This is a genomic window from Staphylococcus epidermidis (assembly GCF_006742205.1).
In the GTDB taxonomy this organism is placed as follows: Bacteria; Bacillota; Bacilli; order Staphylococcales; family Staphylococcaceae; genus Staphylococcus; species Staphylococcus epidermidis.
Window position 1 is genome coordinate 703,333 of record NZ_AP019721.1, and the last position, 19,579, is coordinate 722,911.

The following is a 19,579-nucleotide window of genomic DNA, read 5'->3' on the forward strand; positions in this document are numbered from 1 at the left end:
TAAAATTCTATTTTAAGTTGCCTAAAATGATTGAAGCTATAACTATAACGATAATACCTGACCAAATACCAATCATTTGGCGACGATCTTTTTTCTCCCCTAGAATAAAGATACCCCCTAAAGTTGAAACAATAACAAGCAGTTGTGATAATGAGAAACTAGTTGCTACACCAACTTTAGGTTGTGAATAGAACATAAATAAGTTACCGATACCCCAGATAACACCTGGTATAAGATTTAGAGCAGTAGATTTAATTGAAGTATTATGATTCATTGAAAGGATTAATCCTCCAATTGCCATACCAATTGATTGGAAGAAGAGAGCATCTGTACCACTTACTCCAAAAATATCTCCAAGAACGACATAACCTACGTAACCGATTGTTGATAGAAGTAATATTCCCATTGCTTTTTTAAATTCTGGGTTATCGGATTTGCCTTCGCTTTTGGCTTTAAGTGATGTTAAAGAAATACCTACAACCAATAAGATCATTGCTATAAGTCCCATCACTACTTGAACAATCGTGCTCCATTCACCTAAGAAAATAGCGCTAAATAGAGTGGTACCGACAAGTTGCATACCCGTTGAAATAGGCATCGTTTTAGATACACCTATTAAATGCACTGATTTTAATTGATTACCTTGACCAAAAGCCCATAGAGCTCCTGATACTAAACCGACAATAATTACTGTAAGGTTATCAAACGCTGCGTGTCCAGTAGCAAGTAGAGAAAATCCGATAAAAAGTGTACCTAAAGTTGTACCTCGAATCTGATTATATGGTCCACCACCTACAAAAACATTTATAATGACTACACTACCCCAAAATAGGGCTGGTAAAAGTGCTATCAAAAAATCTACAATTTGCACTTATTACTCACTCTCCTAAGAACAAAATTAAGTGTCCCAATTACACTCGAAATCATTCTATAGTAATTAAAAAAAGAAGTAAAAAACAACACCTTAAAAGTGTTGAAATTTTTAGTAAGTAAATATTCGTATTAAGTGATAATGTGTTTTTGAACTATATGATTGAACAAGATATGTATATATAACTATCTTAATTAATTTTATATATAGTAATTTACAAAAAGATACATGTTACAATGTATGTAATTCTATAACATGACGTATTTTATAAATGTGAAAGGAAAATTAAAATGAAATCTTTAATCTTAGCTGAAAAACCATCTGTCGGAAGAGATATCGCTAATGCTTTGAATCTTCAACAAAAAAGTAATGGTTATATAGAAGGGAAACAGTATATAGTAACTTGGGCATTGGGGCATCTTGTGACAAATGCAACGCCTGAACAATATAACCCTTCATATAAAGAATGGAATTTAGAAGACTTACCTATCATTCCTAAGAAAATGAAAACAGTAGTGATTAGTAAAACAAATAGACAATTTAAAATTGTAAAATCTTTAATTTTAGATAAAAATGTTAAAGAAATTATTATAGCAACAGATGCTGGACGAGAAGGTGAACTAGTAGCTCGTCTTATTTTAGATAAAGTAGGTAATAAAAAACCAATCAAGCGTTTGTGGATTAGTTCGGTTACAAAAAAAGCCATACAAGAAGGATTTAAACAGTTAAAAAATGGAAACGCGTATCAAAATTTATATGAAGCAGCACTTGCACGAAGTGAAGCAGATTGGATAGTAGGGATTAATGCAACACGTGCACTAACGACAAAATATGATGCACAATTATCATTAGGTCGTGTACAAACTCCAACAATACAAATAGTTAAATCAAGACAAGATGAGATTAACTATTTTAAACCAGAAAAATATTACACGTTATCCATTAATGTTGATGGTTACGATTTAAACCTTAAGCAACAAAAGCGATATAAAGATAAAAAAGAATTAGAATTGATTGAACATAAAATTAAACATCAAGAAGGAAAGATATTAGAAGTTAAAGGAAAAAATAAGAAATCTTACGCGCAACCTTTATTTAATTTAACAGATTTACAACAAGAGGCATATAAACATTACAAGATGGGGCCAAAGGAGACACTAAATACATTACAACATTTATATGAGAGACATAAGTTAGTAACCTATCCCCGTACAGATTCTAATTATTTAACAGATGATATGGTCGATACAATTCAAGAACGGTTAAGAGCAATTTTAGCTACAGATTATAAATCTCATGTTCGAGATTTAATTTCTGAGTCCTTTTCTTCTAAAATGCATATTTTTAATAATCAAAAAGTTTCAGATCATCATGCGATTATTCCCACAGAGGTTAGACCATCTATTGAACAATTGAGTCAACGAGAGTTTAAAATTTATATGCTAATCGCAGAAAGATTTTTAGAAAATTTAATGAATCCTTATTTATATGAAGTTTTAACAATCCATGCACAAATGAAAGATTACAATTTTGTTTTAAAAGAGATAATACCTAAACAATTAGGATATAAAGCTTTAAAAGATCAAACCTCTTCGCATACTTTAACGCATTCTTTTAAAGAAGGTCAGTTATTTAAAGTACATCGTATTGAGATTCATGAACATGAAACAAAGGCACCGGAATATTTTAACGAAGGTTCATTACTTAAAGCCATGGAGAATCCACAAAATCATATTGATTTGAATGATAAAAAGTATGCAAAAACACTCAAACATTCGGGGGGGATTGGAACTGTAGCAACTAGGGCTGATATTATAGAAAAGTTATTTAACATGAATGCTTTAGAGTCGCGAGATGGCAAAATTAAAGTTACATCAAAAGGAAAACAAATTTTAGAATTGTCTCCAAGTGAATTAACCTCACCTATACTAACAGCCCAATGGGAAGAAAAATTAATGCTTATCGAAAAGGGGAAATATAATTCTCAGAAATTCATACAGGAAATGAAAAACTTTACATTTAAAGTAGTAAATAAAATTAAAAGCAGTGAGCAAAAATATAAACATGATAATTTAACAACAACCGAGTGCCCAACATGTGGTAAGTTTATGATAAAAGTCAAAACTAAAAATGGACAGATGCTTGTATGTCAAGATCCCAAATGTAAAACTAAGAAAAATATTCAACGCAAGACTAATGCACGTTGCCCTTATTGTAAGAAAAAAATGACTTTATTCGGTAAAGGGAAAGAAGCTGTTTATAGATGTGTATGTGGCCACACAGAAACTCAATCACAAATGGACAAAAGAATGAGAGATAAAACGAATGGTAAAGTTTCACGTAAAGAAATGAAAAAATATATAAATAAAAAAGAAGAAATCGACAATAATCCATTCAAAGATGCTCTGAAAAATCTCAAATTGTAGATAAATATCGAACTTCTTTGTGACTTTCAACTAAAAAGTTCGTTTTTGGTATTGTTTTTTAAGAAATTTGATATTAAACTATTAAAGTATTTCAAATAAAGGAGCATTCATTGTGAAAAAGTACTTCCAGTTCGATAAGCATGGGACAAGTTATAAAAATGAAATTTTAGGTGGAATTACGACCTTTCTATCAATGGCATATATTCTAGCTGTAAACCCGCAAATTTTAAGTTTAGCTGGTGTAAAAGGTGCAACAAGTGATATGAAGATGGATCAAGGTGCCATCTTTGTAGCGACAGCTTTAGCAGCGTTTGTTGGATCATTATTTATGGGATTAATTGCTAAATATCCAATTGCTTTAGCACCTGGTATGGGGTTAAATGCATTTTTTGCTTTTACAGTAGTATTAACTATGGGAATTCCTTGGCAAGTAGGATTAACAGGTGTTCTATTCTCTGGTATATTTTTTGCATTACTTACTGTTACTGGTTTAAGAGAAGTTATTATCAATGCTATCCCTCATCAAATGAAGCTAGCTGTTTCGGCAGGGATTGGTTTATTTATCACATTTGTGGGGTTACAAAGTTCAGGGATAATAATTAAAAGTGATTCAACTTTAGTAAAATTAGGACATTTGACTGAAGCACCAGTACTTTTAGCGATTTTCGGAATCATTGTTACGGTCATTTTATATGCTATGAAAATTCCTGGTTCAATTTTTATAGGAATGATTGTAACTGCCGTAGCGGGTATGCTAACTGGTCAAATTCATCCACCATCAGGAATAATTGGAGAAGTTCCAAGTATCAAGCCAACCTTTGGTGCGGCATTTGAATCATTTAAAGATCCTGGTCAACTGTTTACTATTCAATTCCTAATTGTTATTTTAACATTCTTGTTCATTGATTTCTTTGATACAGCTGGTACGTTAGTAGCTGTTGCCACGCAAGCAGGATTGATGAAAGATAACAAATTACCGAGAGCTGGAAGAGCGTTATTCTCTGACTCTTTAGCAACTATTGTAGGTTCTGTGTTTGGTACAACTACCACAACATCATATATTGAGTCTACTTCTGGCGTAGCTGTAGGGGCTAGAACAGGATTTGCAAGTATAGTCACGGGTATTTGTTTCTTATTAGCATTATTCTTTAGTCCGTTAATAGAAGTTGTAACAAGTGCAGTAACTACACCTGCTTTAGTCGTAGTAGGTGTATTGATGGCGGCTAATTTTGCTGATATAAATTGGAAGCAATTTGAAGTTGCAGTACCAGCTTTTATTACAATCATTATGATGCCATTGTCTTATTCTATTGCCACTGGTATTGCATGTGGATTTATTTTTTATCCAATAACAATGATTATCACTAAAAAGTATAAAGAAGTTCATCCAATTATGTACTTTTTAATGGCTTTGTTTATATTATATTTTATATTCGTTCATAAATAATAAAAAGGAGTTGAAACGTTGAAGTTTCAGCTCCTTTTTGTATAATAGTATGAATTTTAATCATTATCTCCTTTAATTCGTTTTTTATATTGAGTATAAACGACCCTTGCATTTTTATTAGGGATATAAGTGGGTGCAGCTAAGACAATAAATACGAAGAAAATCATTAAGAAGAATAAAATCCAATGAATTACCATACCTATAACTGGTAAGAACGCAACGAAGGATCCTATTAATCCTAAGAAAGGAATGACAAACATAGGTTTAATTGAGTTCTGTGAATCCACTAATAATATAATGATGAGCACAAGATATAGAAGAGCGTTAAACAACAATGGTTGCCATCCAAAACTTAGAATTACACTGCCACCTAGAAATGGAATACCATAGAAAAATTCACAGACAATAAGAAAGACTCCTATGATTGCCAAAGATATTTTCACTCCATTTTTCATTTTATCACTCCCATTCAACTACTATTATATATAATAATTGTGAATAATAATATTGATTTGATTTAGAATGTTTAACATTAGAAAATAAAAAGTAAAAAAATTTCTCTAAAATGGTTGAACAACATCATCATTTAAAGTACAATTATCAAGTATGTGTTAGACAGTTATATATAAGATTACTGGAAAACCTTGAATTATCAATGTTTTTCATGTATTATATTTAATGTTGGACTTTATGAAAAGCGATGAAGCGAAAGGTTACTGACACACCCGGCCGCTTTGCCATGGCGTTGTGTGAGATAGTTTTCGTGGAGAAGTCTATCACTTAAATGTAGACGAATAAGGAGGGAAAATTATGGCAAAACAAAAAATCAGAATCAGATTAAAAGCTTATGATCATCGTGTGATTGATCAATCAGCAGAAAAAATTGTTGAAACTGCAAAACGTTCTGGTGCAGATGTTTCTGGACCAATTCCATTACCAACAGAAAAATCAGTTTATACAATTATTCGTGCTGTGCATAAGTACAAAGATTCTCGTGAACAATTCGAACAACGTACTCATAAACGTTTAATCGACATTGTTAATCCAACACCTAAAACGGTAGATGCTCTAATGGGCTTAAACTTACCATCAGGTGTAGACATCGAAATTAAATTATAATAGAACAATATAGGAGGTGGACTTTCGATGACCAAAGGAATCTTAGGAAGAAAAATTGGGATGACACAAGTTTTCGGTGAAAATGGTGAATTAATCCCTGTAACAGTTGTAGAAGCTAGTCAAAACGTTGTATTACAAAAGAAAACTGAAGAAGTTGATGGTTATAATGCTATCCAAGTAGGTTTTGAAGATAAACAAGCATATAAGAAAGGTTCTAAATCTAATAAATATGCTAATAAACCAGCTGAAGGTCATGCTAAAAAAGCTGACACAGCACCTAAGCGCTTCATTCGTGAATTCCGCAACGTTAACGTTGACGAATACGAAGTAGGTCAAGAAGTCTCAGTTGATACATTCGAAACTGGTGACATCATTGATGTTACAGGCGTTTCAAAAGGTAAAGGTTTCCAAGGTGCTATTAAACGTCATGGACAAGGTCGTGGACCAATGGCTCACGGTTCTCATTTCCATAGAGCGCCAGGCTCTGTAGGTATGGCATCAGACGCTTCAAAAGTGTTTAAAGGACAAAAAATGCCAGGACGTATGGGTGGAAACACTGTTACTGTTCAAAACTTAGAAGTCGTTCAAGTTGACACTGAAAATAGTGTGATTTTAGTAAAAGGCAATGTACCTGGACCTAAAAAAGGTTTAGTAGAAATCACAACTTCAATAAAAAAAGGTAATAAATAATTAAGAAGCGAAAGGAGGAAATTGCATAATGGCTAATTATGATGTTTTAAAAGTAGACGGATCAAAATCAGGTTCAGTTGAATTAAACGATGCAGTATTTGCTATCGAACCTAATAATAGCGTTCTTTTTGAAGCTATTAACTTACAACGTGCGTCATTACGCCAAGGTACTCACGCTGTTAAGAATCGTTCAGCAGTACGTGGTGGTGGACGTAAACCATGGAGACAAAAAGGTACAGGTCGTGCACGTCAAGGTACAATCCGTGCTCCACAATGGCGTGGTGGTGGTGTAGTATTCGGACCAACACCAAGAAGCTATGCATATAAAATGCCAAAGAAAATGCGTCGTTTAGCATTACGTTCTGCATTATCTTTTAAAGTTCAAGAAAATAGCTTTACAATTGTAGATACTTTTGGTTTTGAAGCACCAAAAACAAAAGAATTCAAAAATGTATTAACTACTCTTGAACAACCTAAGAAAGTATTAGTTGTAACAGAAAACGAAGATGTAAATGTTGAATTATCAGCACGTAACATTCCTGGTGTTCAAGTTACAACTGCTCAAGGATTAAATGTACTTGATCTAACAAGCGCTGACAGTGTAATCATTACAGAAGCAGCTGCGAAAAAAGTTGAGGAGGTGCTCGCATAATGGAAGCAAGAGATGTTCTTAAGCGCCCCGTAATCACTGAAAAATCTTCTGAAGCTATGGCAGAAGATAAATACACTTTCGATGTAGATACTCGTGCAAATAAAACACAAGTTAAAATTGCTGTTGAAGAAATCTTCGACGTTAAAGTTGATAGTGTAAATATTATCAACTACAAACCTAAGAAAAAACGTATGGGCCGTTACCAAGGCTATACAAACAAAAGAAGAAAAGCGATTGTTAAACTAAAAGAGGGTTCAATCGATTTATTTAACTAAAAAATTACCAATAAGGAGGTAAGCGACAATGGCTCTTAAAAAATATAAGCCAATTACAAATGGTCGTCGTAATATGACTACTTTAGATTTCGCTGAAATCACAAAAACAACACCTGAAAAGTCATTATTACAACCGCTACCGAAAAGAGCGGGACGCAATAACCAAGGTAAATTGACTGTTCGCCATCATGGTGGTGGACACAAACGTCAATACCGTGTTATCGATTTTAAACGTAACAAAGATGGAATCATTGCTAAAGTTGATTCAATTCAATATGATCCAAACCGTTCAGCAAACATTGCATTGCTAGTTTATGCTGATGGTGAAAAAAGATATATCATCGCACCTAAAGGATTACAAGTAGGTCAAACTGTCGAAAGTGGTGCTGAGGCAGATATCAAAGTTGGTAATGCTTTACCATTACAAAATATTCCAGTTGGGACAGTAATTCATAACATCGAGTTAAAACCTGGTAAAGGTGGACAACTTGCTCGTTCTGCTGGTGCTAGCTCTCAAGTATTAGGTAAAGAAGGTAAATATGTATTAATCAGATTAAGATCTGGTGAAGTACGTATGATTTTATCTACATGTCGTGCAACAATTGGTCAAGTTGGCAACTTACAACATGAATTAGTAAATGTTGGTAAAGCAGGACGCTCTAGATGGAAAGGCGTTCGCCCAACTGTACGTGGTTCTGTAATGAACCCTAATGATCACCCACACGGTGGTGGTGAAGGTCGTGCTCCAATCGGTAGACCATCTCCAATGTCACCATGGGGTAAACCTACGCTTGGTAAGAAAACTCGTCGTGGTAAAAAATCTTCTGACAAACTTATCGTTCGTGGACGTAAGAAAAAATAATATTAAAAACTTATTTGGGTGTGCGGCGTAAAGCTGCACGCACACAATAAGAAGGGAGGCGCCCAAATGGCTCGTAGTATTAAAAAAGGACCTTTCGTCGATGATCACTTAATGAAAAAAGTAGAAGCTCAAGACGGAAGTGAAAAGAAACAAGTGATTAAAACATGGTCTCGTCGTTCTACAATTTTCCCAAATTTCATTGGCCATACTTTTGCAGTATACGATGGACGTAAACATGTACCTGTATATGTCACTGAAGATATGGTAGGTCACAAATTAGGTGAATTTGCTCCTACACGTACTTTTAAAGGACATGCAGCAGACGACAAGAAAACAAGAAGATAATTTTAATAAGTAGAGGAGGAAATCCTGATGGAAGCAAAAGCGGTTGCTAGAACAATAAGAATCGCACCTCGTAAAGTAAGACTTGTTCTTGATTTAATCAGAGGTAAAAATGCTGGAGAAGCTATTGCTATTTTAAAATTAACTAATAAAGCTTCATCACCAGTAATCGAAAAAGTATTAATGTCCGCTTTGGCAAATGCTGAGCACAACTATGATATGAATACAGATGAATTAGTTGTAAAAGAAGCATATGCTAATGAAGGACCAACTTTAAAACGTTTCCGCCCACGTGCACAAGGACGTGCAAGTGCAATTAATAAACGTACAAGCCACATTACAATCGTCGTAAGTGACGGTAAAGAAGAAGCTAAAGAAGCTTAATAACTTTCTAAGGAGGGAATACTGTGGGTCAAAAAATTAATCCAATCGGACTTCGTGTCGGTGTTATCCGTGATTGGGAAGCAAAATGGTATGCTGAAAAAGACTTTGCTTCACTTTTACATGAAGACTTAAAAATCCGTAAATTTATTGATAATGAATTAAAAGAAGCGTCAGTTTCTCACGTAGATATTGAACGTGCAGCAAATCGCATCAATATTGCTATCCATACTGGTAAGCCAGGAATGGTTATTGGTAAAGGCGGTTCAGAAATTGAAAAACTTCGTAACAAATTAAATACCTTAACTGATAAAAAAGTACACATCAACGTAATTGAAATTAAGAAAATTGATATTGATGCACGTTTAGTTGCAGAAAATATTGCACGTCAATTAGAAAATCGTGCTTCATTCCGTCGTGTACAAAAACAAGCTATTACAAGAGCTATGAAAAATGGTGCTAAAGGTATCAAAACTCAAGTATCAGGTCGTTTAGGCGGAGCTGACATCGCTCGTGCTGAACAATACTCAGAAGGAACTGTTCCACTTCATACATTACGTGCTGACATTGATTATGCACACGCTGAAGCCGATACAACATATGGTAAATTAGGCGTTAAAGTATGGATATATCGTGGAGAAGTTCTTCCTACTAAGAACACTAGTGAAGGAGGAAAATAAAAATGTTACTACCAAAACGTGTAAAATATCGTCGTCAGCATCGTCCAAAAACAACTGGTCGTTCTAAAGGCGGTAACTACGTAACATTTGGTGAGTATGGATTACAAGCTACAACTACATCTTGGATCACATCTCGTCAAATCGAATCAGCTCGTATTGCAATGACACGTTACATGAAACGTGGCGGGAAAGTTTGGATTAAAATCTTCCCTCATACACCATATACTAAAAAACCTTTAGAAGTACGTATGGGTGCTGGTAAAGGTGCGGTTGAAGGCTGGATAGCAGTTGTTAAACCTGGTAGAATTTTATTCGAAGTAGCTGGTGTACCTGAAGAAGTTGCTCGTGAAGCATTACGTTTAGCAAGTCACAAACTTCCAGTAAAATCTAAGTTTGTAAAACGTGAAGAATTGGGTGGTGAAACAAATGAAAGCTAAGGAAATTAGAGACTTAACCACTTCAGAAATCGAAGAACAAATCAAATCTTCAAAAGAAGAGCTTTTTAACCTACGCTTTCAGTTAGCTACAGGTCAATTAGAAGAAACGGCACGTATTCGCACAGTAAGAAAAACGATTGCACGTCTAAAAACTGTTGCTCGTGAAAGAGAAATTGAACAAAGCAAGGCTAATCAATAATAATTGAAAGAGGAGGTTACGAAAGTGAGCGAAAGAAACGATCGTAAAGTTTATGTAGGTAGAGTTGTTTCAGATAAAATGGACAAAACAGTCACTGTTCTAGTGGAAACTTACAAAACGCACAAATTATACGGCAAACGAGTAAAATACTCTAAAAAATATAAAACTCATGATGAAAACAATTCAGCTAAATTAGGAGACATTGTTAAAATTCAAGAAACTCGTCCTTTATCAGCAACAAAACGTTTTCGTTTAGTAGAAATTGTTGAAGAGTCAGTAATTATTTAATCAAGATTAGAGATAAGGGAGGTTTAACGAATGATCCAACAAGAAACACGCTTAAAAGTAGCAGACAATTCTGGTGCTCGTGAAGTTCTTACAATTAAAGTATTAGGTGGATCTGGTCGCAAAACAGCGAACATTGGTGATATTATTGTATGTACTGTTAAAAATGCAACACCAGGTGGCGTTGTCAAAAAAGGTGACGTTGTAAAAGCTGTTGTAGTTCGTACAAAATCAGGTGTTCGTCGTGAAGACGGTTCATATATTAAATTTGACGAAAATGCATGTGTTATCATCCGTGATGACAAAGGCCCACGTGGTACTCGTATCTTTGGTCCTGTTGCTCGTGAATTACGTGAAGGAAACTTCATGAAAATTGTATCACTAGCTCCAGAAGTACTATAATACCAATCAAATAAATTCACATAATTTAAGGAGGTGCCCACATGCATATCAAAAAAGGTGACAACGTAAAAGTTATCGCAGGTAAAGACAAAGGTAAAGAAGGTAAAGTACTAGCTACTGAACCAAAAAAAGACCGTGTCGTTGTGGAAGGTGTTAACGTTATAAAAAAACACCAAAAACCAACTCAATTAAACCCTGAAGGTGGAATTTTAGAAACAGAGGCAGCAATCCATGTTTCTAACGTACAATTATTAGATCCTAAAACAAATGAACCTACACGTGTAGGATATAAAACAGTTGATGGTAAAAAAGTTCGTATCGCTAAAAAATCAGGCGAAGAAATTAAAGCTAATAATTAATAACTAGTTGAAAGGAGGATCCACTTTGAACCGTTTAAAAGAAAAATTTAATACAGAAGTTACTGAAAACTTAGTGAAAAAATTCAATTATAGTTCAGTGATGGAAGTACCAAAAATTGAGAAAATCGTTGTGAATATGGGTGTAGGTGACGCAGTTCAAAATTCTAAAGTTTTAGACAATGCTGTTGAAGAGTTAGAATTAATTACTGGTCAAAAACCATTAGTAACAAAAGCTAAAAAATCAGTTGCAACATTCCGTTTACGTGAAGGTATGCCAATCGGTGCGAAAGTCACTCTTCGCGGAGAAAGAATGTATGAATTCTTAGACAAACTCATTGCAGTTTCATTACCACGTGTACGTGACTTCCAAGGTGTTTCTAAAACAGCTTTTGATGGTCGTGGAAATTACACACTTGGTGTTAAAGAACAATTAATTTTCCCAGAAATTGACTACGATAAAGTAACAAAAGTTAGAGGAATGGATATTGTTATCGTAACAACTGCTAACACTGACGAGGAAGCTCGTGAATTGTTAACAAACTTCGGTATGCCATTTCGTAAATAATCTCTAAAAGGAGGCTAATAAAGTGGCTAAAACTTCAATGGTTGCTAAGCAACAAAAAAAACAAAAATTCGCTGTACGTGAATATACTCGTTGTGAACGCTGTGGTCGTCCACATTCTGTGTATCGTAAATTTAAATTATGCCGTATTTGTTTCCGTGAATTAGCTTACAAAGGTCAGATTCCTGGCGTACGTAAAGCTAGCTGGTAATAATAAGAGTCTGAAAGGAGGCAACAATCAATGACAATGACAGATCCAATCGCAGATATGCTTACTCGTGTAAGAAACGCTAACATGGTTCGCCACGAGAAATTAGAATTACCTGCGTCTAATATTAAAAAAGAAATTGCTGAAATCTTAAAGAGTGAAGGTTTCATTAAAAATGTTGAATATGTAGAAGACGATAAACAAGGTGTTATTCGTTTATTCTTGAAATATGGTCAAAACAATGAACGTGTTATCACAGGTTTAAAACGTATTTCTAAACCAGGTTTACGTGTTTACGCTAAAGCAAATGAAGTGCCAAAAGTATTAAATGGCTTAGGTATTGCATTAGTTTCAACTTCTGAAGGTGTTATCACTGATAAAGAAGCAAGAAAACGTAATGTTGGTGGAGAAATTATCGCATACGTTTGGTAATAAATAATAAGGAGGTGCCATAACATGAGTCGTGTTGGTAAGAAAATTATTGACATTCCTAGTGACGTAACAGTAACTTTTGACGGAAGTCATGTCACTGTAAAAGGTCCAAAAGGTGAATTAGAAAGAACTTTAAATGAAAGAATGACATTTAAACAAGAAGAAAACACTGTTGAAGTTGTAAGACCATCTGATTCTAAAGAAGACAGAACAGATCATGGTACAACTCGTGCTTTATTAAATAATATGGTACTAGGTGTTTCTCAAGGTTACGAAAAAACACTTGAGCTTGTTGGTGTAGGTTACCGTGCACAAATGCAAGGTAAAGATTTAGTACTTAATGTTGGATACTCTCACCCAGTTGAAATTAAAGCAGAAGAAGGCATTACTTTCGCTGTTGAGAAAAATACAACTGTTAAAGTATCTGGTGTTTCTAAAGAACAAGTTGGTGCGATTGCTTCTAACATTCGTTCTGTAAGACCTCCAGAACCTTATAAAGGTAAAGGTATTCGCTACCAAGGTGAATATGTACGCCGTAAAGAAGGTAAAACTGGTAAATAATAGATAACACTCTAAAGAAAGGAGTATTGAAATGATCAGTAAAATTGATAAAAACAAAGTACGTTTGAAAAGACATGCTCGTGTTCGTACTAAATTATCAGGTACAGCTGAAAAGCCACGTTTAAATGTGTATCGTTCAAACAAACACATCTATGCACAAATTATTGATGACGTTAAAGGCGTAACACTTGCTCAAGCATCATCACAAGATAAAGATATTGCAAACACATCAGCTTCAAAAGTTGACTTAGCAACTACTGTTGGTCAAGAAATTGCTAAAAAAGCTAACGATAAAGGTATTAAAGAAATCGTCTTCGATCGCGGTGGATATTTATACCACGGACGTGTTAAAGCTTTAGCTGATGCTGCAAGAGAAAATGGATTAGAATTTTAATTAAAGGAGGGACACATTCATGGCTCGTAGAGAAGAAGAAACTAAAGAATTTGAAGAACGCGTTGTTACGATTAACCGTGTTGCTAAAGTTGTAAAAGGTGGTCGTCGTTTCCGTTTCACTGCATTAGTGGTTGTTGGAGATAAAAATGGTCGTGTAGGTTTCGGTACTGGTAAAGCGCAAGAGGTACCAGAAGCTATCAAAAAAGCTGTTGAAGCAGCTAAAAAAGATTTAGTAGTTGTTCCACGTGTAGAAGGTACGACTCCTCATACTATAACTGGTCAATATGGGTCAGGTAGCGTATTTATGAAACCAGCTGCACCTGGTACAGGAGTTATCGCTGGTGGACCAGTTCGTGCCGTATTAGAGTTAGCAGGAATTACTGATATCTTAAGTAAATCTTTAGGATCAAATACTCCTATTAATATGGTTCGTGCGACTATCAACGGTTTACAAAACTTAAAAAATGCAGAAGATGTTGCTAAATTACGTGGCAAATCTGTAGAAGAATTATACAATTAAGGAGGGAAAATAAGTTATGGCTAAATTACAAATTACCCTCACTCGTAGTGTTATTGGTCGTCCTGAAACACAACGTAAAACTGTTGAAGCTTTAGGTCTTAAAAAGACTAATAGTTCAGTAGTTGTTGAAGATAACCCTGCAATTCGTGGGCAAATCAACAAAGTTAAGCATTTATTAACAATTGAAGAAGAAAAATAATTAAGGAGGTGCCGAAATGAAATTACATGAGTTAAAAGCAGCTGAAGGATCACGTCGTGTACGTAACCGTGTAGGTCGTGGTGCTGCAACTGGTAACGGTAAAACAAGTGGCCGTGGTCAAAAAGGTCAAAAAGCACGTTCAGGTGGTAAAGTAAGACCAGGATTTGAAGGTGGACAATTACCTTTATTCCGTCGTTTGCCTAAACGTGGTTTCACTAACATTAACCGTAAAGAATATGCTATTGTTAACTTAGACCAACTCAATAAATTTGAAGATGGTACTGAAGTTACTCCAGCTTTATTAGTAGAATCTGGTGTTGTTAAGAATGAAAAATCTGGTATCAAAGTACTAGGTAACGGTTCACTAGACAAGAAATTAACAGTGAAAGCTCATAAATTCTCAGCTTCAGCAGCAGAAGCTATTGATGCAAAAGGTGGAGCACACGAGGTGATCTAATGTTTCAAACGTTTGTACGTTTCTTTACAACTAAAGAAGTACGAAACAAGATTTTCTTCACTCTAGCAATGTTAGTTATTTTTAAAATAGGAACGTATATTCCTGCTCCAGGAGTTAATCCTGAAGCCTTTAATCATCCACAGGGATCTCAAGGTGCCACTGAGTTATTAAATACTTTTGGTGGCGGTGCCTTGAAACGTTTCTCAATATTTGCGATGGGAATCATGCCTTATATCACTGCATCCATCGTCATGCAATTACTGCAAATGGATATTGTTCCTAAATTTACAGAGTGGGCAAAACAAGGTGAAATGGGTAGAAGAAAAATTAATAACGTAACTCGTTATTTTGCTATAATTTTAGCTTTTATCCAATCTATAGGTATGGCTTTCCAATTTAATAACTATCTCAAAGGACAACTTATTATAGAAAAGTCTGTTATGAGTTATTTATTAATTGCAGTTGTATTAACAGCGGGAACAGCTTTCTTAATTTGGCTTGGTGACCAAATCACACAGTTTGGTGTTGGTAACGGTATTTCTCTTATCATCTTTGCAGGTATATTATCAACTTTACCTTCGAGTCTAGAACAATTTGCACAATCAGTGTTTGTAGGTCAAGACGATACTTCACTTGCTTGGCTGAAAATACTAGGATTGATTGTAGCCTTGATTTTACTAACAGTAGGCGCAATATTTGTTCTTGAAGCTAAACGTAAAATACCTATTCAATATGCAAAGAAACAATCTGCTCAACGATTAGGTTCACAAGCAACTTATCTACCTTTGAAAGTTAACTCTGCCGGTGTTATTCCAGTTATCTTTGCGATGGCGTTTTTCTTGTTACCAAGAACATTGACTTTATTCTTCCCGAAAGCAGAATGGGCACAGAATATTGCTGATACTGCCAACCCATCAAGTAATATTGGAATGATTATTTATGTAGTTTTAATTATTGCATTTGCATATTTTTATGCTTTTGTACAAGTTAATCCTGAAAAAATGGCAGATAACCTTAAAAAGCAAGGTAGTTATGTCCCAGGAATTAGACCTGGTGAACAAACAAAAAAATATATTACTAAAGTACTTTATAGATTGACTTTTGTTGGTTCAATTTTCTTAGCAGCTATAGCTATTTTACCTATAATTGCGACTAAATTTATGGGCTTACCACAATCAATTCAAATTGGTGGTACGAGTCTTTTGATCGTTATTGGTGTAGCTATTGAAACTATGAAAACTTTAGAAGCACAAGTCACTCAAAAAGAATATAAAGGCTTTGGTGGTAGATAATTTGTAGGAGGGCATTTATGAATATCATTTTAATGGGCTTACCTGGTGCAGGTAAAGGGACTCAGGCGAGTGAAATTGTTAAGAAATTCCCAATACCACATATTTCTACTGGTGACATGTTCAGAAAAGCGATTAAAGATGAAACAGATTTAGGAAAAGAAGCTAAATCATATATGGATCGTGGAGAATTAGTTCCTGATGAAGTTACTGTAGGTATCGTTAAAGAAAGAATTTCTGAAGACGATGCAAAAAAAGGATTCTTGTTAGATGGATTCCCAAGAACTATAGATCAAGCTGAGTCATTAAGTCAAATTATGTCTGAGCTTGATAGAGAAATTGATGCTGTCATTAATATCGAAGTTCCTGAGGAAGAATTAATGAATCGTCTTACAGGTCGTCGTATCTGTGAGAAATGTGGTACAACATATCATCTTGTATTTAATCCTCCAAAGGTTGATGGTATATGTGATATCGATGGTGGAAAGTTATATCAACGTGAAGATGACAATCCAGAAACAGTATCTAATCGTTTGAGCGTTAATGTTAAACAATCTAAGCCTATTTTAGAATATTACAACAACAAAGGTGTCTTGAAAAACATTGATGGTTCAAAAGATATTGACGAAGTAACCAACGATGTCATTGATATCTTAGATCATTTATAATAGATCAACACTATACGATCTATGTTTCAGTGAGTATTAGAGTAAATTTAACAGAATGAGTGACAAATAACGATATTTAATTCCCGTATTTTTGTTGAACTTATATTAAACCATCACGAATAGATTCGTATCGTTAAGTTGTCTATTGACGATTACCTTACTATTGCAAAAAGGGGGAAGTTAATCAATGGCTAAACAAGATGTAATTGAATTAGAAGGTACAGTACTAGATACTTTACCAAACGCAATGTTTAAAGTAGAATTAGAAAATGGTCATGAGATTTTAGCTCACGTAAGTGGTAAAATCAGAATGAATTACATTCGTATTCTACCTGGCGACAAAGTAACTGTTGAGATGTCTCCGTATGATTTATCGCGCGGTAGAATTACTTATCGTTATAAATAATCGTCACTCCATAATATAGGGAGGTATAAAAATGAAAGTAAGACCATCAGTAAAACCAATATGCGAAAAATGCAAAGTCATTAAACGTAAAGGTAAAGTAATGGTAATTTGTGATAATCCAAAACACAAACAAAGACAAGGTTAATAAAAGAGAGGTGTAAATTAATATGGCACGTATTGCAGGAGTGGATATTCCACGTGAAAAACGCATTGTTATCTCATTAACATACGTATATGGTATTGGTACTTCAACTGCTAATAAAATAGTAGAAGAAGCTAACGTATCAGCAGATACTCGCGTTAAAGATTTAACTGACGATGAATTAGGTCGTATCCGTGAAGTTGTAGATGGCTACAAAGTAGAAGGTGACTTACGCCGTGAACAAAACTTAAACATTAAACGTTTAATGGAAATTTCATCATACCGCGGAATTCGTCATCGTCGTGGCTTACCAGTTCGTGGACAAAAAACTAAAAACAATGCTCGTACACGTAAAGGTCCAGTTAAAACAGTAGCTAATAAGAAAAAATAATAGGTAAAGGAGGCAAAATTTAATGGCACGTAAACAAGTATCTCGTAAACGTAGAGTGAAAAAGAATATTGAAAATGGTGTAGCTCACATCCGTTCAACATTCAATAATACTATCGTAACTATCACTGATGAATTCGGTAATGCATTATCTTGGTCATCAGCTGGTGCATTAGGATTCAAAGGATCTAAAAAATCAACTCCATTTGCAGCTCAAATGGCTTCAGAAACAGCTTCTAAAACTGCTATGGAACATGGTTTGAAAACAGTAGAAGTAACAGTAAAAGGACCTGGTCCAGGCCGTGAATCTGCTATCCGTGCACTACAATCTGCAGGTTTAGAAGTAACTGCAATCAGAGACGTTACTCCAGTACCACACAACGGTTGTCGTCCACCAAAACGTCGTCGCGTATAATTTTTAAATGTATTGTTACAAGTCACTGAGCAAACAGTTTAAATCTAGTCGACGTATTTAAGGAGGATATTTGTAAATGATAGAAATTGAAAAACCTAGAATTGAGACAATTGAAGTTAGTGAAGATGCTAAATTCGGTAAATTCGTTGTTGAACCACTTGAACGTGGCTATGGTACTACACTAGGAAACTCCTTACGTCGTATCCTACTATCTTCATTACCAGGTGCAGCCGTTAAGTACATCGAGATTGAAGGAGTTTTACACGAATTTTCAGCAGTAGATAATGTAGTAGAAGATGTTTCAACAATCATTATGAACATTAAAAAACTTGCATTAAAAATTTACTCTGAAGAAGATAAAACTTTAGAAATTGATGTTAAAGATGAAGGCGAAGTAACTGCAAGTGACATTACTCACGACAGTGATGTTGAGATTTTAAATCCAGAGCTTAAAATCGCAACAGTGTCTAAAGGTGGACATCTTAAAGTGCGTCTTGTTGCTAATAAGGGTAGAGGTTACGCATTAGCTGAACAAAATAATACTAGTGATTTACCAATTGGTGTAATTCCTGTTGATTCACTATATTCACCTGTTGAACGTGTAAACTATACAGTTGAAAATACACGCGTAGGTCAAAGTAGTGATTTTGATAAATTAACTTTAGATGTTTGGACAAATGGTTCAATCACACCACAAGAGTCAGTATCATTAGCAGCTAAAATAATGACTGAACACTTGAATATCTTTGTAAGTCTAACTGATGAGGCTCAAAACGCTGAAATCATGATTGAAAAAGAAGAAGATCAAAAAGAAAAAGTACTTGAAATGTCTATTGAAGAATTAGACTTATCTGTACGTTCTTATAACTGCTTAAAACGCGCAGGAATCAATTCTGTACAAGAGTTAGCTGATAAATCTGAAGCTGACATGATGAAAGTGCGTAATTTAGGTCGTAAATCTCTAGAAGAAGTAAAATATAAATTAGAAGATTTAGGATTAGGATTAAGAAAAGAAGATTGATAAAGGAGGTTAACTCATGGGTTACAGAAAATTAGGTCGTACTTCTGATCAACGTAAAGCAATGTTACGTGACTTAGCAACTTCATTAATCGTTAGTGAACGTATCGAGACAACTGAAGCTCGTGCTAAAGAAGTTCGTAGTGTAGTAGAGAAATTGATCACACTTGGTAAAAAAGGTGATTTAGCATCTCGTCGTAATGCTGCTAAAACTTTACGTAATGTTGAAATTTTAAATGAAGATGACTCTACACAAACTGCTCTTCAAAAATTATTTGGTGAAATCGCTGAACGTTATAGTGAACGTCAAGGTGGTTACACTCGTATTCTTAAAGTAGGCCCTCGTCGTGGTGACGGCGCTGAATCAGTAATTATTGAATTAGTTTAATCTAATTTTAAGACACAAGTTATAACTTAGTTGTCTAACCTTAATAAATACACATTTACTACTTATATATAAAGCAAATGAGTGCAACGATAATGTTTGCCACAT

Annotated in this window: 33 protein-coding genes; 31 read left to right on the plus strand and 2 right to left on the minus strand. The window is 34.6% G+C overall.

What is annotated here, in order from left to right; genetic code table 11:
• Positions 1-7: 7 nt before the first annotated feature.
• Entirely contained in the window at positions 8-871 is an 864-nt protein-coding gene (locus tag FNL83_RS03330) for a GRP family sugar transporter (protein WP_001829716.1), read from the minus strand.
• Positions 872-1,161: 290 nt separating this feature from the next.
• Here FNL83_RS03330 and FNL83_RS03335 point away from each other — a divergent pair, with 290 nt between their 5' ends.
• Both FNL83_RS03335 and FNL83_RS03340 read left to right on the plus strand, forming a co-directional pair.
• A complete protein-coding gene (locus tag FNL83_RS03335; protein WP_002489667.1) occupies positions 1,162-3,297 on the plus strand; it encodes a DNA topoisomerase III in 2,136 nt (711 codons plus the stop codon).
• Between the two features lie 112 nt (positions 3,298-3,409).
• Positions 3,410-4,744, plus strand: coding sequence for an NCS2 family permease (locus tag FNL83_RS03340; RefSeq protein ID WP_001829757.1), 1,335 nt, complete (start codon positions 3,410-3,412; stop codon positions 4,742-4,744).
• Between the two features lie 56 nt (positions 4,745-4,800).
• On the opposite strand, the gene FNL83_RS03345 is transcribed toward FNL83_RS03340, so the two are convergent.
• On the minus strand, positions 4,801-5,199 hold the full coding sequence (locus tag FNL83_RS03345; RefSeq protein WP_001829776.1) for a hypothetical protein: 399 nt from the start codon (positions 5,197-5,199) through the stop codon (positions 4,801-4,803).
• Between the two features lie 355 nt (positions 5,200-5,554).
• On the opposite strand from FNL83_RS03345, the gene rpsJ reads away from it, so the two are divergent.
• The 29 genes from rpsJ to rplQ all read left to right on the plus strand — a co-directional run bounded on the left by rpsJ (position 5,555) and on the right by rplQ (position 19,474).
• A complete protein-coding gene (rpsJ, locus tag FNL83_RS03350; RefSeq protein WP_001118667.1) occupies positions 5,555-5,863 on the plus strand; it encodes a 30S ribosomal protein S10 in 309 nt (102 codons plus the stop codon).
• 27 nt (positions 5,864-5,890) lie between these two features.
• On the plus strand, positions 5,891-6,553 hold the full coding sequence (rplC, locus tag FNL83_RS03355; RefSeq protein ID WP_001829727.1) for a 50S ribosomal protein L3: 663 nt from the start codon (positions 5,891-5,893) through the stop codon (positions 6,551-6,553).
• A 28-nt stretch (positions 6,554-6,581) separates the two neighbouring features.
• Entirely contained in the window at positions 6,582-7,205 is a 624-nt protein-coding gene (gene rplD / locus FNL83_RS03360) for a 50S ribosomal protein L4 (RefSeq protein ID WP_001829775.1), read from the plus strand.
• A complete protein-coding gene (gene rplW / locus FNL83_RS03365; protein WP_001829755.1) occupies positions 7,205-7,480 on the plus strand; it encodes a 50S ribosomal protein L23 in 276 nt (91 codons plus the stop codon). The genes rplD and rplW overlap by 1 nt, the downstream gene beginning before the upstream one ends.
• 28 nt (positions 7,481-7,508) lie before the next feature.
• Positions 7,509-8,342, plus strand: a complete 834-nt coding sequence (gene rplB, locus FNL83_RS03370) for a 50S ribosomal protein L2 (protein WP_001829788.1) — start codon at positions 7,509-7,511, stop codon at positions 8,340-8,342.
• Positions 8,343-8,408: 66 nt separating this feature from the next.
• Positions 8,409-8,687, plus strand: a complete 279-nt coding sequence (gene rpsS / locus FNL83_RS03375) for a 30S ribosomal protein S19 (protein ID WP_001829710.1) — start codon at positions 8,409-8,411, stop codon at positions 8,685-8,687.
• A 27-nt stretch (positions 8,688-8,714) separates the two neighbouring features.
• On the plus strand, positions 8,715-9,068 hold the full coding sequence (rplV, locus tag FNL83_RS03380; protein ID WP_001829734.1) for a 50S ribosomal protein L22: 354 nt from the start codon (positions 8,715-8,717) through the stop codon (positions 9,066-9,068).
• Positions 9,069-9,091: 23 nt separating this feature from the next.
• On the plus strand, positions 9,092-9,745 hold the full coding sequence (gene rpsC, locus FNL83_RS03385) for a 30S ribosomal protein S3 (protein ID WP_001829791.1): 654 nt from the start codon (positions 9,092-9,094) through the stop codon (positions 9,743-9,745).
• A gap of 2 nt (positions 9,746-9,747) precedes the next feature.
• Positions 9,748-10,182, plus strand: a complete 435-nt coding sequence (gene rplP, locus FNL83_RS03390; RefSeq protein WP_001829782.1) for a 50S ribosomal protein L16 — start codon at positions 9,748-9,750, stop codon at positions 10,180-10,182.
• Entirely contained in the window at positions 10,172-10,381 is a 210-nt protein-coding gene (rpmC, locus tag FNL83_RS03395) for a 50S ribosomal protein L29 (protein ID WP_000644737.1), read from the plus strand. The genes rplP and rpmC overlap by 11 nt, the downstream gene beginning before the upstream one ends.
• Positions 10,382-10,405: 24 nt before the next feature.
• The gene (gene rpsQ, locus FNL83_RS03400; protein WP_001829723.1) at positions 10,406-10,669 is read left to right on the plus strand and encodes a 30S ribosomal protein S17; all 264 of its coding nucleotides are present in this window, start codon (positions 10,406-10,408) and stop codon (positions 10,667-10,669) included.
• Positions 10,670-10,699: 30 nt separating this feature from the next.
• On the plus strand, positions 10,700-11,068 hold the full coding sequence (gene rplN / locus FNL83_RS03405) for a 50S ribosomal protein L14 (protein ID WP_001829742.1): 369 nt from the start codon (positions 10,700-10,702) through the stop codon (positions 11,066-11,068).
• A gap of 41 nt (positions 11,069-11,109) precedes the next feature.
• Complete coding sequence (rplX, locus tag FNL83_RS03410) at positions 11,110-11,427, plus strand: 50S ribosomal protein L24 (protein ID WP_002485909.1); 318 nt, start codon at positions 11,110-11,112, stop codon at positions 11,425-11,427.
• A 25-nt stretch (positions 11,428-11,452) separates the two neighbouring features.
• Positions 11,453-11,992, plus strand: a complete 540-nt coding sequence (rplE, locus tag FNL83_RS03415) for a 50S ribosomal protein L5 (protein ID WP_001829778.1) — start codon at positions 11,453-11,455, stop codon at positions 11,990-11,992.
• Positions 11,993-12,014: 22 nt separating this feature from the next.
• Complete coding sequence (locus FNL83_RS03420; protein WP_001829713.1) at positions 12,015-12,200, plus strand: type Z 30S ribosomal protein S14; 186 nt, start codon at positions 12,015-12,017, stop codon at positions 12,198-12,200.
• Positions 12,201-12,230: 30 nt separating this feature from the next.
• Positions 12,231-12,629, plus strand: coding sequence for a 30S ribosomal protein S8 (rpsH, locus tag FNL83_RS03425; RefSeq protein WP_001829768.1), 399 nt, complete (start codon positions 12,231-12,233; stop codon positions 12,627-12,629).
• A gap of 24 nt (positions 12,630-12,653) precedes the next feature.
• Positions 12,654-13,190, plus strand: coding sequence for a 50S ribosomal protein L6 (gene rplF, locus FNL83_RS03430; protein ID WP_001829740.1), 537 nt, complete (start codon positions 12,654-12,656; stop codon positions 13,188-13,190).
• 31 nt (positions 13,191-13,221) lie between these two features.
• The gene (rplR, locus tag FNL83_RS03435) at positions 13,222-13,584 is read left to right on the plus strand and encodes a 50S ribosomal protein L18 (protein WP_001829747.1); all 363 of its coding nucleotides are present in this window, start codon (positions 13,222-13,224) and stop codon (positions 13,582-13,584) included.
• Positions 13,585-13,603: 19 nt separating this feature from the next.
• A complete protein-coding gene (gene rpsE / locus FNL83_RS03440) occupies positions 13,604-14,104 on the plus strand; it encodes a 30S ribosomal protein S5 (protein WP_001829701.1) in 501 nt (166 codons plus the stop codon).
• 16 nt (positions 14,105-14,120) lie between these two features.
• Positions 14,121-14,303, plus strand: a complete 183-nt coding sequence (gene rpmD / locus FNL83_RS03445; RefSeq protein ID WP_001829711.1) for a 50S ribosomal protein L30 — start codon at positions 14,121-14,123, stop codon at positions 14,301-14,303.
• A 16-nt stretch (positions 14,304-14,319) separates the two neighbouring features.
• Positions 14,320-14,760: a 50S ribosomal protein L15 gene (rplO, locus tag FNL83_RS03450; RefSeq protein ID WP_001829796.1), complete on the plus strand. Its 441-nt coding sequence runs from the start codon at positions 14,320-14,322 to the stop codon at positions 14,758-14,760.
• The gene (gene secY / locus FNL83_RS03455) at positions 14,760-16,052 is read left to right on the plus strand and encodes a preprotein translocase subunit SecY (protein ID WP_001829707.1); all 1,293 of its coding nucleotides are present in this window, start codon (positions 14,760-14,762) and stop codon (positions 16,050-16,052) included. The genes rplO and secY overlap by 1 nt, the downstream gene beginning before the upstream one ends.
• A gap of 17 nt (positions 16,053-16,069) precedes the next feature.
• Complete coding sequence (locus FNL83_RS03460; RefSeq protein WP_001829774.1) at positions 16,070-16,717, plus strand: adenylate kinase; 648 nt, start codon at positions 16,070-16,072, stop codon at positions 16,715-16,717.
• Between the two features lie 187 nt (positions 16,718-16,904).
• Positions 16,905-17,123 (plus strand): translation initiation factor IF-1, encoded by a 219-nt coding sequence (gene infA / locus FNL83_RS03465; protein ID WP_001829792.1) that lies wholly within the window; start codon positions 16,905-16,907, stop codon positions 17,121-17,123.
• Between the two features lie 31 nt (positions 17,124-17,154).
• Positions 17,155-17,268 carry a 50S ribosomal protein L36 gene (gene rpmJ / locus FNL83_RS03470; RefSeq protein ID WP_001829709.1) on the plus strand — a complete coding sequence of 38 codons (114 nt, stop codon included), beginning with the start codon at positions 17,155-17,157 and terminating at the stop codon, positions 17,266-17,268.
• A 22-nt stretch (positions 17,269-17,290) separates the two neighbouring features.
• Complete coding sequence (rpsM, locus tag FNL83_RS03475) at positions 17,291-17,656, plus strand: 30S ribosomal protein S13 (protein ID WP_001829703.1); 366 nt, start codon at positions 17,291-17,293, stop codon at positions 17,654-17,656.
• Between the two features lie 22 nt (positions 17,657-17,678).
• On the plus strand, positions 17,679-18,068 hold the full coding sequence (gene rpsK, locus FNL83_RS03480; RefSeq protein WP_001829725.1) for a 30S ribosomal protein S11: 390 nt from the start codon (positions 17,679-17,681) through the stop codon (positions 18,066-18,068).
• A 76-nt stretch (positions 18,069-18,144) separates the two neighbouring features.
• Positions 18,145-19,089, plus strand: a complete 945-nt coding sequence (locus FNL83_RS03485; RefSeq protein ID WP_001829787.1) for a DNA-directed RNA polymerase subunit alpha — start codon at positions 18,145-18,147, stop codon at positions 19,087-19,089.
• Between the two features lie 16 nt (positions 19,090-19,105).
• Positions 19,106-19,474, plus strand: coding sequence for a 50S ribosomal protein L17 (gene rplQ, locus FNL83_RS03490; protein ID WP_001829718.1), 369 nt, complete (start codon positions 19,106-19,108; stop codon positions 19,472-19,474).
• Positions 19,475-19,579: the final 105 nt, after the last annotated feature.